The 13,787-nt window shown below is 66.2% G+C and carries 12 protein-coding genes; 5 read left to right on the forward strand and 7 right to left on the reverse strand.

The window, feature by feature from the left end:
* Positions 1 to 41: 41 nt before the first annotated feature.
* On the forward strand, positions 42 to 392 hold the full coding sequence (locus KJP28_RS02880) for an ArsR/SmtB family transcription factor (RefSeq protein ID WP_218390722.1): 351 nt from the start codon (positions 42 to 44) through the stop codon (positions 390 to 392).
* Positions 393 to 542: 150 nt separating this feature from the next.
* Here KJP28_RS02880 and KJP28_RS02885 read toward each other — a convergent pair whose 3' ends face one another.
* Entirely contained in the window at positions 543 to 995 is a 453-nt protein-coding gene (locus tag KJP28_RS02885; protein WP_218390723.1) for a GNAT family N-acetyltransferase, read from the reverse strand.
* A gap of 162 nt (positions 996 to 1,157) precedes the next feature.
* Positions 1,158 to 1,745 (reverse strand): DUF1285 domain-containing protein, encoded by a 588-nt coding sequence (locus tag KJP28_RS02890; protein ID WP_218390724.1) that lies wholly within the window; start codon positions 1,743 to 1,745, stop codon positions 1,158 to 1,160.
* A gap of 58 nt (positions 1,746 to 1,803) precedes the next feature.
* On the opposite strand from KJP28_RS02890, the gene KJP28_RS02895 reads away from it, so the two are divergent.
* From KJP28_RS02895 to KJP28_RS02910, 4 genes are read left to right on the forward strand one after another with little or no spacing between them, the layout of a single operon-like run.
* Entirely contained in the window at positions 1,804 to 2,811 is a 1,008-nt protein-coding gene (locus KJP28_RS02895) for an AAA family ATPase (protein WP_218390725.1), read from the forward strand.
* Positions 2,808 to 3,680 (forward strand): DUF58 domain-containing protein, encoded by an 873-nt coding sequence (locus KJP28_RS02900; protein WP_218390726.1) that lies wholly within the window; start codon positions 2,808 to 2,810, stop codon positions 3,678 to 3,680. The genes KJP28_RS02895 and KJP28_RS02900 overlap by 4 nt, the downstream gene beginning before the upstream one ends.
* Complete coding sequence (locus KJP28_RS02905; protein ID WP_218390727.1) at positions 3,680 to 6,448, forward strand: DUF4159 domain-containing protein; 2,769 nt, start codon at positions 3,680 to 3,682, stop codon at positions 6,446 to 6,448. Before KJP28_RS02900 ends, KJP28_RS02905 begins: the two co-directional genes overlap by 1 nt.
* Complete coding sequence (locus tag KJP28_RS02910) at positions 6,445 to 8,517, forward strand: hypothetical protein (protein WP_218390728.1); 2,073 nt, start codon at positions 6,445 to 6,447, stop codon at positions 8,515 to 8,517. The genes KJP28_RS02905 and KJP28_RS02910 overlap by 4 nt, the downstream gene beginning before the upstream one ends.
* Positions 8,518 to 8,623: 106 nt before the next feature.
* On the opposite strand, the gene KJP28_RS02915 is transcribed toward KJP28_RS02910, so the two are convergent.
* The 5 genes from KJP28_RS02915 to KJP28_RS02935 all read right to left on the reverse strand — a co-directional run bounded on the left by KJP28_RS02915 (position 8,624) and on the right by KJP28_RS02935 (position 13,786).
* Positions 8,624 to 9,694 (reverse strand): NAD(P)/FAD-dependent oxidoreductase, encoded by a 1,071-nt coding sequence (locus KJP28_RS02915; protein ID WP_218390729.1) that lies wholly within the window; start codon positions 9,692 to 9,694, stop codon positions 8,624 to 8,626.
* Positions 9,695 to 9,878: 184 nt separating this feature from the next.
* Complete coding sequence (locus KJP28_RS02920; protein ID WP_218390730.1) at positions 9,879 to 10,364, reverse strand: EF-hand domain-containing protein; 486 nt, start codon at positions 10,362 to 10,364, stop codon at positions 9,879 to 9,881.
* Between the two features lie 136 nt (positions 10,365 to 10,500).
* Positions 10,501 to 11,580 (reverse strand): BMP family ABC transporter substrate-binding protein, encoded by a 1,080-nt coding sequence (locus tag KJP28_RS02925; protein ID WP_218390731.1) that lies wholly within the window; start codon positions 11,578 to 11,580, stop codon positions 10,501 to 10,503.
* Between the two features lie 72 nt (positions 11,581 to 11,652).
* The gene (locus KJP28_RS02930) at positions 11,653 to 12,570 is read right to left on the reverse strand and encodes an ABC transporter permease (RefSeq protein ID WP_218390732.1); all 918 of its coding nucleotides are present in this window, start codon (positions 12,568 to 12,570) and stop codon (positions 11,653 to 11,655) included.
* Positions 12,571 to 12,694: 124 nt separating this feature from the next.
* Positions 12,695 to 13,786 (reverse strand): ABC transporter permease, encoded by a 1,092-nt coding sequence (locus KJP28_RS02935; RefSeq protein WP_218391675.1) that lies wholly within the window; start codon positions 13,784 to 13,786, stop codon positions 12,695 to 12,697.
* Position 13,787 lies beyond the last annotated feature (1 nt).

Raw genomic sequence — 13,787 nt, forward strand, 5'->3', positions numbered from 1 at the left:
TTCGGTTGACGATGCCGCAGCGCGCGCCTAACGAACCCCGCATGGACGACAAACTCGACCTCACGTTTCAGGCGCTGGCTGACCCGACGCGGCGCGCGATCCTCTCGATGCTTCTGGAGGACGACATGGCCGTGACGGACGTGGCGGAGCCGTTCGAGATGTCGTTGGCGGCGATTTCCAAGCATCTCACCATTCTGACACGCGCCGGGTTAATTTCGCAGGAAAAGCGCGGTCGGGTTAAGTGGTGCAAGCTCGAACCGGGGGCGATGAAGGCCGCGAGCGTCTGGATGCAGGGGTTCGGACAGTTCGAGCCGGTGAACCTCGATGCGTTCGAGACCTATCTCGAAACCCTGCTGGGCGCCGAGGGCGAGGAGCGCGAAACCCAAGGGTAGAGCCGCGTCCGATGCGAGGTCACGACGCGAGGAATTTCCGCCTTTCGAACGTATGGCCGGCGTATGGAACGCGTATGGAATGCGTATGGATCATGTGCGGAAATCCTTGGCGGACACGGGGACGATATCCGCAAGACGCGGGCGGGATCATCAAGGGGCGGGGCGGGTCCAGCGGTGTTCGATGTCGACCAAAGTGGTGCCGCAGTCGAACGTCGTCGTTTCCCGGCCGACCTCCACCAACCCCTCACGCTTATAGAACGCCCGCGCGCGTGTGTTTTTCTCGTAGGCCCAGACGGTGATCCAGTCGCGGTTTTGCTTGGCCAGATCAAGAAGGTGTTTGCCGATGCCTCGGCTTCGAGCGTTGGCGGACACGTAAAGACCCGAGATGTTGTCGTCTTCCCTGAGGCAAAAGCCGACGACCGCGCCGTGTCCGACCGCGACCCACGAAGGGTCTTGCGACGAAAACGAATGCCTCCACGCCGCAACCACTTCGGGCTGGGGTCCGAGACGCGGCCACCACGGGGTCGCCGCCACGAATTCCCGGATGATCCGGGCGCAGGCGGTGGCGTCGTCGGGACGGGCGGGGCGGTAGATCGTCGACATGGCGAGAGGTTAGCGCGCGATGTGCCGCGCACGAAAGACTTTGGGAGGGTTTTGGTGGGGTCCGGGCCCGGCACGCGGACTCTAGCGGGGGCCAGCCCCCGCACCCCCGGCATATTTACGGCACGATGATAGGGCAGGCTGGGGATATTTCCTTGGGCGGTCCTAGACCTCCAGTTCGGCGCTCGGGATGATCGGGAAGAATTCGCCGTTCGAGCGCAGGCCGAACCAGCTCTCGCCCTCGACCTCTTCGTGTTCGCCAATCTCCACCAGCCGGTAGAAGCTCTTGCGGTCGATCAGCGCCTCGAGATTGCGGCGGATGTTGACGTAAGGCGAGGGCTCGCCGGTGTCCGGGTCGCGTTCCACACGGATCGGGTGATCGGGGCCGGCTTCGGCGGAGTCGCCGACATTTGTCAGGAATTGGAGCGCGTCGCCTTTTCGTTCGAAATCCACGGCGACGAAGGGCGCGTCGTCGACCGTGATTCCCACCTTTTCGACGGGGGTGACGAGGAAGTAATCGTCGCCGTCCTTGCGCAGAATCGTGGAAAACAGGCGCACGAGCGCGTGACGGCCGATGGGCGTGCCGAGGTAGAACCACGTTCCGTCCCGCGCGATCCGCATATCGAGATCGCCACAGAAGGGCGGATCCCATTTGTCGACCGGCGGCAAGCCGTTTTTCGACGCGGCTTTCGCCGAAGCGGCCAAACTTTCGGCAGAAACCGGCATCTCGCCGGATTGTGTCGTTTTTGTCATTTGAACCCTCCCAGCGCATCGCCTTTACTGATCAACGACATTCACACGGAGACGTTCCATGGACAAGGCAGAGGATCTGGTGGCCGAGATCGAGGCGCTGGGCGAGAAACTGGCGAAGGCGCGAGAGATGACGGCGCGGCGGATCATCGGCCAGGAAGCGGTCGTCGACAACGTGATGGCCGCGATGCTCGCCGGCGGTCACGCGCTTCTGATCGGGCTTCCGGGGCTGGGCAAGACGCGTCTCGTGGACACGCTTTCCACCGTTATGGGCATTTCCGGCGGGCGTATCCAGTTCACGCCGGACCTCATGCCCGCCGATATCCTCGGCTCGGAAGTGCTGGAAGAGGGCGCGGACGGGAAGCGCGAATTCCGGTTCATTCCCGGCCCGGTGTTCTGCCAGCTTCTGCTCGCCGACGAGATCAACCGCGCCAGCCCGCGCACGCAATCGGCGCTCTTGCAGGCGATGCAGGAACGCGAGGTGACGGTGGCCGGTCACGCGCATAAGATGGAAAAGCCTTTCCACGTGCTCGCCACGCAGAACCCGCTGGAGCAGGAAGGCACGTATCCATTGCCCGAAGCGCAGCTCGACCGTTTCCTGTTGCAGGTCGACGTGGATTACCCGGATCGTGACGCCGAGCGCGACATTATCCTTGCCACCACCGGAGCGGAGGAGGCCGAGGCGGAGGCGGTGTTCAACACCGAAGACCTGATTGCGGCGCAGTCGCTGTTGCGCCGGATGCCGGTGGGCGAAGCGATTGTGGAAATGATCCTCGATATCGTGCGGGCCGCTCGCCCGGACGATGAAAGCGCGCCCGAGATCGTGCGCGACGCGGTCGCATGGGGTCCGGGGCCGCGTGCGGCACAGGCGCTGATGCTTCTGACACGCGCGCGCGCGCTCATGGACGGGCGGCTCGCGCCGAATGCCGATGATGTCACTGCGCTGGCCAAGCCCGTGCTCATTCACCGCATGGCGCTGTCTTATGCCGCGCGGGCCCGGGGCGACAACCTTGCGGGGATCATCGACGGCGTGGTGGAAGGCATCGCGCCCAAGGAGGCCGCGGCTTGAGCCCAGTCCACACTCTGCGTCCACGGGCAGAGGCGCTTGCATCGCCTTTGCCGCCGCTTCTCGCCGCTGCCGAGCAATTGGCGCGGGGCGTGGTGCTGGGCGAACATGGGCGCAAGCGGCCCGGCATGGGCGATGCGTTCTGGCAATACCGCCCGGCGCAGCCCGGCGACCCGGCGCGGTCGATCGACTGGCGGCGGTCGGCTCGGTCGGACACGCATTTCGTGGCAGAAAAGGAATGGCAGGCCGCGCAATCGGTGGCGTTCTGGGTGGATCGGGGCCAGTCGATGCAATTCGCCTCGCACAAGGGGCTGTCGACAAAGGCGGATCGCGCCGCGCTTCTGACACTGGCGCTCTCGGTGCTCCTGGTGCAGGGCGGTGAGCGCGTGGGGCTGACCGATATGGGCATCCGTCCCATGGGCGGCGACATCCAGCTCGGGCGCATGGCGGACGCGTTGATCGAGACGCGGGAAGCCGATTACGCGACGCCGGACGTGTCGATCCTGCCGCGCCATTCGCGCGCGGTCTTCGTCTCCGACTTCATGTCCGACCCGGAACCCGTGGAAGAGGCGTTGACGACCGCCGCCGACCGGGGTGTGACCGGGATCCTCCTGCAAATTCTCGACCCGTCAGAAGAGGCGTTTCCGTTCGATGGGCGCACGGTGTTCCATTCGGTCGGCGGCTCGCTTGAATACGAAACCCGCAAGGCCGGTGATCTGCGCGACCGCTATCTCGACCGGCTCGTCCGGCGCAAGGAGCGTCTGGCGCTGATCGCGCATCGCACCGGCTGGCAGTATCATTGCCATCATACGGACGCGCCCGCCTCCGCCGCGCTCCTGTGGGCGTTCGGGGCGCTGGAGGGCGCGCGCTGATGTTTGCGCTCGGTCCCATAGGCTTCACCGCGCCGTGGCTTCTGGCAGCGCTGATCGCGTTGCCGGTGCTCTGGGTGATCCTGAGGGCCATTCCGCCCGCGCCGATCCGCCGGGCGTTTCCCGGTGTCGCGCTGCTTCTGGGGCTCGAGGACGAGGACAGCGAGGCGGACCGCACGCCGTGGTGGCTGCTTTTGCTCAGGATGATCGCCATTGCCGCGATGATCCTTGGCTTTGCCGGCCCGGTGCTGAACCCCGACCCCGCGCCGGTCGGGTCCGGGCCGCTGCTCGTCGTGGTCGATGACGGATACGGCGCGGCACAGGATTGGCGGGCGCGGATCGATGCGGCTTCGCGCCGGGTCGAAGCGGCGGGGGCTGCTGGCCGCCGCGTGGCGGTCGTCGCGACGTCGGACCTGCCCGCGGAAGGTGGTTTGCCGCTGCGGTCCGCGTCCGACGCGGAGGCGCGTCTGGATGCGCTGCTGCCGCAGCCATGGGCCGTGAACCATGGTGCGGTCGCGGATTGGGTCGAAGGGCTGGACGCGGACGGTTTCGAAACGCTTTGGGTGTCGGACGGGTTGGCGACGGAAACGCGCGGGGAGCTGGCCGCCGCGCTGCAATCGCGCGGCTCGGTGTCGGTGATGGAGCCGCCCGCCGCGCGGCTGGGCCTTGCGCCCGCGCGGATCGAGGACGGCATGATGGTGCTCACCGCCACGCGGTCGCGCAGCGAAGGCGCGCAGGAGATCGACGTGACCGGGCAGGGGCCTGACCCCTCGGGGGTCGAACGGGAACTGGCGCGCGCCACGCTGACCTTCGACGCAGGCGCATCCGAGACCGAGTTGTCCGTGTCGCTGCCGCCCGAAGTGCGCAACCGGATCGGGCGGTTCCAGATCGAGGGCGTGCGCTCGGCGGCCGCGCTGACGCTGGCCGATGATACGCTGCGCCGGCGCAAGGTCGCGCTGATCGGGGGCGACAGCGAAGAGGCGTTGCAGCTTCTGTCCCCGCTTCATTACCTGCGCGAAGCTTTGGAGCCGACCGCCGAGGTCATGGAAGGCACGTTGGGCGATCTCGTTCAGGCGAGCCCGGATGTCATCATCCTCGCCGATGTCGCTGCCCTCGCGCCGTCCGACAAGGAACGGCTGGAGGAATGGGTCGCGGAAGGGGGGCTTCTCCTGCGTTTTGCCGGGCCACGGCTGGCCGCTGCCGATACCGGGCGCGCCGAGGCCGATCCGCTGCTTCCGGTGCGGCTGCGCGTCGGCGGGCGTGACGTGGGCGGCGCGATGTCGTGGGGCGAACCGCGCGGGTTGGCCCCGTTCGAGGAGGATTCGCCGTTCTATGGCCTCGCGATCCCGGAGGATGTGGAAGTGACGAGCCAGGTGCTCGCCGAACCCGGACCCGACCTTGCGGACCGCACGATCGCCGCGCTCGCCGACGGCACGCCGCTCGTCACGCGCAAGGCGTTGGCGGATGGGCAGGTGGTGCTGGTGCATGTCTCGGCCAATGCGGAATGGTCCACGCTGCCGCTTTCGGGCCTGTTCGTGCAGATGCTCGAGCGGCTCGCGGTGTCGACCCGCACGGGCGGACCTGCGGAAGCAGAGTTGGAGGGCACGACATGGGTGCCGGAAACCCTGCTCGACGGGTACGGAACGCTCGACAGCGCGGGCGACCGCCCCGGCATTCCCGGCGAACGGCTGACCCAGCCAGTCGGTCCTGACCTGCCGCCTGGTCTGTATGCCTCCGGCGATCAGCGCCATGCGGTCAACGTGCTGGCGCGAGGCGATGGTCTCAGCCCTGCGGTCTGGCCCGCTGCGCTCACGCCGGAATGGGCCGGTGATCGCGAGGAAGTGGACCTCGCCGGCTGGCTTTTGCTGCTCGCGCTCGCGGCGCTTGCCATCGACGTGATCGCGTCGCTGGCCTTGTCGGGCCGTTTGACCGGGCAGCGCGCAGGCAAGGCGGCTGCGGTTCTGCTGGCGACCGCTCTGATCGCGCCGGATCGGGCGCAGGCGCAGGACGACGAACAGACGCTCGCCGAGATGGCGGGGCAGGTGACGCTGGCCTATGTCGAAACCGGATCGCCCCGGATCGACGACGTATCCGAAGCGGGGCTTCTGGGTCTCGGACAACAGCTATTCGCGCGGACTTCGGTGGAACCGGCCCAGCCAGTGGCCGTGAGCATCGAGACCGACGATCTGTCGGTCTATCCACTGATCTACTGGCCCGTGACCGAGGATCAGGCCGCTCCGACGTCGGATGCTTACGCCAAGCTCAACGCTTATCTGCGCGGTGGTGGGATGATCGTCTTCGACACCCGCGACGGGGACGTGGCAGGGTTCGGATCGGGAGCGACGGTGGAGGGCAACCGGTTGCGTGCGCTGGCCCGACCGCTCGATGTGCCGCCACTCGAACCCGTGCCGAACGACCATGTGCTGACGCGCACCTTCTACCTGCTCGCCGATTTCCCCGGGCGATACGCGGGGCAGGCGGTCTGGGTCGAAGCCAGTCCGCCGGACGCCGAACGTGCCGAGGGGATGCCGTTTCGCAACCTCAATGACGGGGTGACGCCGGTCATCATCGGCGGCAACGACTGGGCCGGAGCCTGGGCGGTGAACGATGACGGATCGCCGATGTTTCCGGTCGGGCGAGGCTTTGCAGGCGAGCGGCAGCGCGAGATGGCCTATCGTTTCGGCGTGAATCTCGTGATGCATGTCCTCACGGGCAATTACAAATCCGATCAGGTCCACGTGCCTGCGCTTCTGGAAAGGATCGGGAATTGAATGCGAATTCGGTCATATTCGACCCGGCCTTCGACTGGCCGGTCCTCTGGGTCGCTGGCGGGCTGATTGCTGCGCTCTTGATCTTCGCCGTCTGGCGAAGATTGCGCGGCTGGGCGCTTCGCGCGCTGGGTGCGGCGGCGCTTCTCATGGCGTTGGCCGGTCCGTCGCTTCAGATGGAGGACCGCGCACCGGAAGGCGACATCATGCTCGCCATCGTGGATGAAAGCGCCTCGCAGGGTCTGTCGGATCGGGCCGAACAGACCGAGGCGGCGCTGGAAGCGTTGACCGCACGTGTGGCGGCGACCGAGGGGCTGGAACTCCGCGTCACGCGGATGGGCGACGGCGAGGACAATCGCGGATCGCTTCTGATGACCACGCTGTCCGAGGCGCTGGCGGAATTGCCGCGCGACCGGGTGGCGGGGATGGTGCTGATCTCGGACGGCCGGCTGCATGACCTCGAGGCCGCGCCGGACCTGCCCGCGCCGCTGCACCTTTTGCAGACCGGCCACGATGACGATTGGGACCGGCGGCTGACAATCACCAACGCGCCCGCCTTCGCCATTCTGGACGAAGAGCAGGAGATCCGCCTGCGCGTGGACGACATGGGCGATGCGCCGGGCACCGAGAGCGTCGCGCTGTCCATCGCGATCGACGGCGAGGAGCCGGAAACCTACACGGTGCCGGTGGGCCGGGAGCTTGCGCTGCCGATCACGCTCACCCATGGCGGACAGAACGTCATCCAGTTCTCGACCCCGACCGAAGAGGGCGAGCTGACCGACCGCAACAATGCCGCCGTTGTCACGATGAACGGCGTGCGCGACCGGTTGCGCGTGCTGCTCGTCTCGGGTGTGCCGCATCCGGGCACGCGGACATGGCGCAATCTGCTCAAGTCGGACAGCGCGGTGGACCTGGTGCATTTCACGATCCTGCGGCCACCCGAAAAGCAGGACGGCGTGCCGGTCAGCGAATTGTCCCTGATCGCCTTTCCCACGCAGGAATTGTTCATGGAGAAGATCGACGAGTTCGACCTGATCATCTTCGACCGATACAAGCTGCGCGGGATCCTCCCCGCCTCCTATCTCATGTCGGTCCGCGATTATATCGAGGGCGGTGGCGCGGTTCTGGTGGCCGCTGGCCCGGACCTAGCATCGGCGCAGAGCCTTGCGCGCTCGCCCCTTGGACAGGTGCTTCCGGGCGCGCCGACCGCGCAGGTTCTGGAACAGGGCTACAGCCCGGAGATCACCGAACTGGGCGAGCGGCATCCGGTGACCCGGGGTCTTGAAGAATTCGCGCCCGAGGATGGCTGGGGCCGCTGGATGCGGCTGGTTGAACTGAATGAGACCGCCGGGATGACGGTGATGAGCGGGCTGGGCGAACGGCCCCTGCTGACACTCGACCGGGTCGGGGAAGGGCGCGTGGCGCTTCTGGCGTCGGATCACGCGTGGCTCTGGGATCGCGGGTTCGAGGGCGGCGGTCCGCAACTCGAATTGCTGCGGCGGCTGGCCCATTGGATGATGAAGGAGCCGGAGCTCGAGGAAGAGGCGCTGACCGCCGAGGCGGAGGGCGGTGAAGTCACCGTGACGCGCCGGACGATGAGCGAGGGCGCGCGGAGCCTGACCGTGACGCGGCCGGACGGGACCGAAGAAGAGCTTCCGATGGAAGAGGTCGCACCGGGGCTGTTCCAGTCGACCTTCGCCACCGGCGAGATCGGGCTGTTCCGATTGACGGAAGGCGACCAGTCGACGGTGGTTGCGGTCGGCCCGGCTTCGCCCAAGGAGTTCGAGGCGACCATCGCGAGCGCCGAAGACCTCGCCCCGGTGATGGAGCCGATGCGCGGCGGGGCTTCCGTGATCGAGGACGGAAACCCCGGTTTGCGCGCCGTGAGCGCGGGGCGGGCAGCCATCGGGCGCAACTGGATCGGATATACGCCGCGCGGAGCTTACGTGGTCGAAGATCTGCGGGTGGTGCCGTTGGCACCGGCTTGGCTGATGCTCCTGATTGCCGCAGGGCTGGCGGTTGCGGCCTGGCTCGTGGAAGGGCGCGGACGTCGCAAAGCCTCGGTCTCCTGAACGGCGGGTGATGCGGCGTATCCCTGCTTTCCTCCGGGACAGAAAACGACAGGCGCGTCGTTCCGCCTTGCACCGCCTCTCAGATCATCGCAGCCCTCCGCGTTGACTACCTGAAACGCGCCGGATCGCACGCGCGTGCGACCTCGCCATATGTGCCGATGGGGCCGGCAAGTGCACGGAGTGCAAGAAGCCGACCCGCAGCCGGCGCGGTCTGAAATCCGTAGCCGCCCTGGCCGGCCATCCAGAAAAAATCGGAAACGCCCTGCTCCGCGCCGATTGCAAGGTCTCCGTCCGGCGTGAACGTCCTGAGGCCGGCCCAGTTCGCCAGCATTCGGGTGACAGGATGGCACATGCGTTCCTCGAACCGGGCGATGCCTTCTGCGAGCACCATGTCATCGGCCCAGGCGTCCTGAGGTGCGACGGGGTCGGCATCTGCTGGTGAGACGATCAATGCGCCTGCGTCGGGCTTTGCATACCAGTCGCCCGCGGCACCGAAGATCATCGGCCAACCCCGGGGGTCGAGCTTGCCGGGTACTTCGACGCGCGCCATCGAGCGGCGTTTTGGCGTGAGCCCGATTGGGGCAATGCCTGCTTTTGTCGCGATGTCGTCCGCCCAGGCCCCCGCCGCGTTCACAATGACTTTCGCGACCAATTCCTCGCCGCCTGCCACGACGCGCCATCGCCCCGCGTCTTCATGCGTGATCTTAGTCACTTGCGCGTTCAGACGTATCTCGCCCGTCGCGCGGATGCGCCGCGCATAGCTCTGGAGGAGCCGGTCCGTGTCGATGTCCCAGACGTGGTCGAAGATTGCGGTTCTGGAGACACTTTCCGCATCGAGGAGCGGTACGGTGTCAGCCGCCACCTTCGCCGAAATCTCGGTCGCACCGAAGCCGTGCACAGCCTCGTCGAACTCCGCCTCCTCGCCCGAGATCCCGACGACCATTCCGCCTCGCGTGGTCAGAACGCCCTCGTCCCGGAATGACGCCTCCGAGGCTCGGCTCAAGGCAGTCACCACGTCCGTGCCGTAGGAGGGAACGAACACCGCAGCGGAACGCGAGGAACTGTGGTACCCAAGGGCGGCAGCGCCGTCTACGACGCAGACGCGTGCCTCGCTCGCCAGATGCGCGCCTGCCGTCAGCCCCGCGATACCGCCGCCTATGATGAGAAAATCGTACATTGCGTCACGCTGTCATGGGGCGGGCGCGAAGAAAACCCCGACTTTCGCGCGGGGCGGCGCGACACGGGGTCGAGCTTGTGCGGTCAGTCGTGGCCGGGCTGTCCTAGCCTGGGGACAGGCCCCGCGCCGGAACGCGGGGCCAAAGGGTCTGCCGGCGCAGGGACGAAGCGCCGTCGCACGACCCTTATCGGCGGGGGCCGAAATCGTCGGTGGTCATGATGCCATCGCCGTCACGGTCGCGCATGGCGAACCAGTCGTCGGTCCCGGCTTCGAATTCGCCAAGGCTGATGAACCCGTCCCTGTCGGTGTCGAATTGGCTGTGGTCGTGGTTGCCCTGACCATTGCCCATGCCGCGCCCTTTGCCTTGTCCCATGCCTTTGCCAATGCCGTGGCCGGACCCCCCGCGATCGCCCTGCATGGCCTCGCGCATGTCAGACCCGACGGCGTCCATTTCCGCGAGTTCCGACGCGTCGAGGCGACCGTTCTCGTCGGCATCGTAGAGCGCGAACATATCGCCACGGCGTTCTCTGGCCTCGGCAAGCGTGACGCGACCGTCGCCATCGGAATCCCATTGCTGGATGAAGTTCGCGCCCGGCGTTCCGTTTTGGGCCATGACAGGCAGGGCGAGTGCCGCGATTGCGGCGGTGAGTGTGATTTTGCGGAGCATCATCTTGCCCTCCATTGCGTTCGTTACATGCATGAAACGGAATGCGATGGGATTTCCGGCGCGGATGCGTCACCCTGCCGCACGAACGAAAAAGGCCCCGCCGAAGCGGAGCCTTTGACAGCTTCCTGTCTGCGCGAAATCAGTTCGGAATTTCGCCTTCGATGCCCTCGACATAGAAATCCATCCCGGCGAGCGTCCCGTCATCGGCGGTCTCGCCTTCGGCCAGCCAGGGCGTGCCGTCCTGTTTGTTGATCGGACCCGTGAACGGATGGTACTCGCCCGAGCCGATGGCTTCGACCAGCGCCAGTGCCTCTTCCTTCACTTCGGCGGGCACAGCGTCGGTGATCTCACCGATTTCGACCATTCCGGCACCGATGCCGTCCCAGGTGTTGTCGCTTTCCCAGGTGCCTTCCATCACGGCGCGGGTGCGCTCGATGTAGTAGGGGGCCCAGTTGTCGATGATCGACGAGACGCGCGGCATGGGCGCGTATTCGGACATGTCCGAGGCCTGACCGAAGGTATAGACGCCGCCCGCTTCCTGTGCGGCGGCCTGCGGTGCGGTCGAGTCGGTGTGTTGAAGTACCACGTCCGCGCCCTGGTCGATCAGCGCCTTGGCCGCGTCGGCCTCTTTCGCCGGGTCGAACCAGGTATAGGCCCAGACGATCTTGAACTGGACGTCAGGGTTCACCTTCTTGGCGTGGATATAGGCCGAGTTGATGCCGCGGATAACCTCGGGGATCGGGAACGAGCCGATATAGCCGATGATGTTCGATTCCGTCAGGTGGCCCGCGATGGTCCCCTGCACGGCGCGACCCTCGTAGAAACGGGCCGAGTAGACGCCCACGTTGTCGGCGGTCTTGTAGCCGGTGGCGTGTTCGAATTTCACGTCCGGGAACTTCTCGGCGACCGCGATGGTCGGGTCCATGTAGCCGAACGACGTGGTGAAGATCAGGTCGGCACCCGACAGTGCCATCTGCGTGATCGCGCGTTCCGCGTCGGCGCTTTCCGGCACGTTTTCCTGGTACACGGTTTCGACCGCGTCGCCGAATTCCTCTTCGACCGCGAGACGACCCTGGTCGTGCTCATAGGTCCAGCCGCCATCTCCGACCGGCCCGATATAGATGAAGCCGACCTTGGTCGGATCGTCCTGCGCGAGCGCAGCTCCCGCCATCGTGAGGCCGACGGCGGCGCCCGCGAGAAGTTTGGTGACGAGTTTCATTAGGTTCTCCCCTGTTGGTGGTTCAGTCTCGTTCTGTCGGTGCGGCAGGGCCGCGAAAACTGGGTCTTCTGTTCATTGCGAGGCATGGAACACCCGGCCCAGCGACCCCGGCGCGCCATGATTGCCGCGAACCGAGATGATAACCAGCACGAGGATGGTCACAAGGTAGGGGCTCATGGACAGGTATTCGACGGGGATCGACGATCCGGCTGCCTGCAAATTGAGCTGTAGCACGGTGATGCCGCCGAACAAATAGGCACCGAGCAGAATGCGCCAGGGCCGCCAGGACGCGAATACCACGATGGCCAGCGCGATCCAGCCTGCGCCCGCGGTCATGCCCTCGACCCATTGCGGCACGCGCACGAGGCTCACGTAAGCGCCCCCAAGTCCGGCCATTGCGCCACCGAATGCGATAGCGGCGAAGCGCACGCGCACGACCTTGTAGCCGAGCGCATGGGCGGCGGAGTGGTTCTCGCCCACCGCGCGCAGGATGAGGCCGGCGCGTGTGTAGGTCAGAAGGTACCAGACCGCCGCGACGATCAGGAGCGAGAGATAGACCATCGGGTCATGGCGAAACAGGATCGGCCCGAGGACAGGGATATCGGACAGAAGCGGGATGTCGAGCTTGGCGAAGCCGGGCGCCTTGATCCCCACGTAGGGCTTACCGATGAGCGAGGAAAGCCCGAGGCCGAAAAGCGTGAGGCCAAGCCCGGTCGCGACCTGGTTTGACAGAAGCACCTGCGTGATGAAGGCGAAGATCATGCTGAGCGCGGCCCCCGCGAGCGCCGCGCAGGCGAAGCCCAGAACGGACGAGCCGGAATTCACGCCGATGGCGAAACCGACGACCGCGCCGGTAATCATCATTCCCTCGACGCCGAGGTTCAGGACGCCCGCCTTCTCGACCACCATTTCGCCGAGGGCGGCGAGAAGGATCGGGGTGGAGGCCACCATCAATGAGGCGATGAGAAGGATCGGGTTGATCGAATCCATCAGGCGGCTCCTTCAAAAAGGTGCGGGCGTGCGCCCGCGCAGGTCTGAGCCGCGCCCGGGGCGCGGCGGAATGAGGGGCGCTGCCCCTCAAACTCCCCGGCATATTTGCGGCACGATGAAAAGGTCATGTCGTGACCTCCGGTGTGCCGATGCGGACGCGGTAATTGGCGAAGACGTCCATCGCGAGCAGGAAAAAGAGCAGCATTCCCTGGAAGAGCTGGATCGCGGCGGCGGGCATGCCGAGCATGAGCTGAGCGAGTTCGCCGCCGATATAGGTCAGCGCCATGAGCAGGCCCGCGAAGAGGATGCCGATCGGGTGGAGGCGACCGAGGAAGGCGACGATGATCGCGGTGAAGCCGTAGCCGGAGTTGAAGTCGATGGTGATCTGGCCCGCTGGACCCGTAACCTCGAAGAGGCCCGCCAGCCCGGCAAGCGCTCCCGCCGTTCCGAGGCAGAAGAGGATCAGCCGAGACGGCGAGACGCCGGCAAAGCGCGCAGCGCGCGGGGCGTCGCCCGCCAGCCGGATCGCGAAGCCCATCTTGTGCCGGGTCATCAGCACATAGGCGAAGATCACCGCGATGAAGGCCGCGACCACGCCCCAGTGCATCCCGGTGTTTGCGATCAGCTCGGGGTTCGAGGCGGCCGGATAATCGCGGGCAAGATTGCGCGAGCCGGGGAAGCCCTGACCGTCCGGGTTGCGCAACAGGCCGGAGGAGACGCTGGCGAGGATGTTTTCGGCCACGTAGACCAGCATGAGGGAGACGAGGATTTCGTTGGTGCCGAACACGGTCTTGAGTGTTGCGGGGATCATCGCCCAGGCCCAGCCGCCCAGCGCGCCCGCGAGCACCATGAGCGGAAAGATCAGCCCGCTCTCGGATGGGTAGAAGGCAAGGCCGACGCCGCCGCCCACCACCGCGCCCATGATGTATTGGCCCTCGGCCCCGATGTTCCAGATCCCCGCCTTGAAGCCGAGCGCGAGGCCGGTGGCGATCAGGATCAGGGGACCGGCTTTCACCAGAAGCTGGGGCCGGGAATAGGGGCCGAATTGCGGATCAAACAGCGGATCCCAGAAGATCGTGCGGATCGCCTCGAGCGGTTGGAAGCCGAGAAACGCGAACATGATCCCGCCCGCGATCATCGTCGCGATCACCGCGAGGATCGGGGTCAGCCCCGCCAACGTGCGCGAAGGTGCCGCGCGTTTTTCCAGTCGGATCAGG

This window comes from Maritimibacter dapengensis (genome assembly GCF_019218265.1).
GTDB classification, from domain to species: Bacteria; Pseudomonadota; Alphaproteobacteria; order Rhodobacterales; family Rhodobacteraceae; genus Maritimibacter; species Maritimibacter dapengensis.

Excerpts from the sequence above, each read along its gene's own strand:
- KJP28_RS02920 (WP_218390730.1), bottom strand. The coding sequence starts at position 10,364 with ATGATGCTCCGCAAAATCACACTCACCGCCGCAATCGCGGCACTCGCC.
- KJP28_RS02885 (WP_218390723.1), bottom strand. The coding sequence starts at position 995 with ATGTCGACGATCTACCGCCCCGCCCGTCCCGACGACGCCACCGCCTGC.
- KJP28_RS02895 (WP_218390725.1), top strand. The coding sequence starts at position 1,804 with ATGGACAAGGCAGAGGATCTGGTGGCCGAGATCGAGGCGCTGGGCGAG.
- KJP28_RS02930 (WP_218390732.1), bottom strand. The coding sequence starts at position 12,570 with ATGGATTCGATCAACCCGATCCTTCTCATCGCCTCATTGATGGTGGCC.
- KJP28_RS02915 (WP_218390729.1), bottom strand. The coding sequence starts at position 9,694 with ATGTACGATTTTCTCATCATAGGCGGCGGTATCGCGGGGCTGACGGCA.
- KJP28_RS02905 (WP_218390727.1), top strand. The coding sequence starts at position 3,680 with ATGTTTGCGCTCGGTCCCATAGGCTTCACCGCGCCGTGGCTTCTGGCA.
- KJP28_RS02880 (WP_218390722.1), top strand. The coding sequence starts at position 42 with ATGGACGACAAACTCGACCTCACGTTTCAGGCGCTGGCTGACCCGACG.
- KJP28_RS02890 (WP_218390724.1), bottom strand. The coding sequence starts at position 1,745 with ATGACAAAAACGACACAATCCGGCGAGATGCCGGTTTCTGCCGAAAGT.
- KJP28_RS02925 (WP_218390731.1), bottom strand. The coding sequence starts at position 11,580 with ATGAAACTCGTCACCAAACTTCTCGCGGGCGCCGCCGTCGGCCTCACG.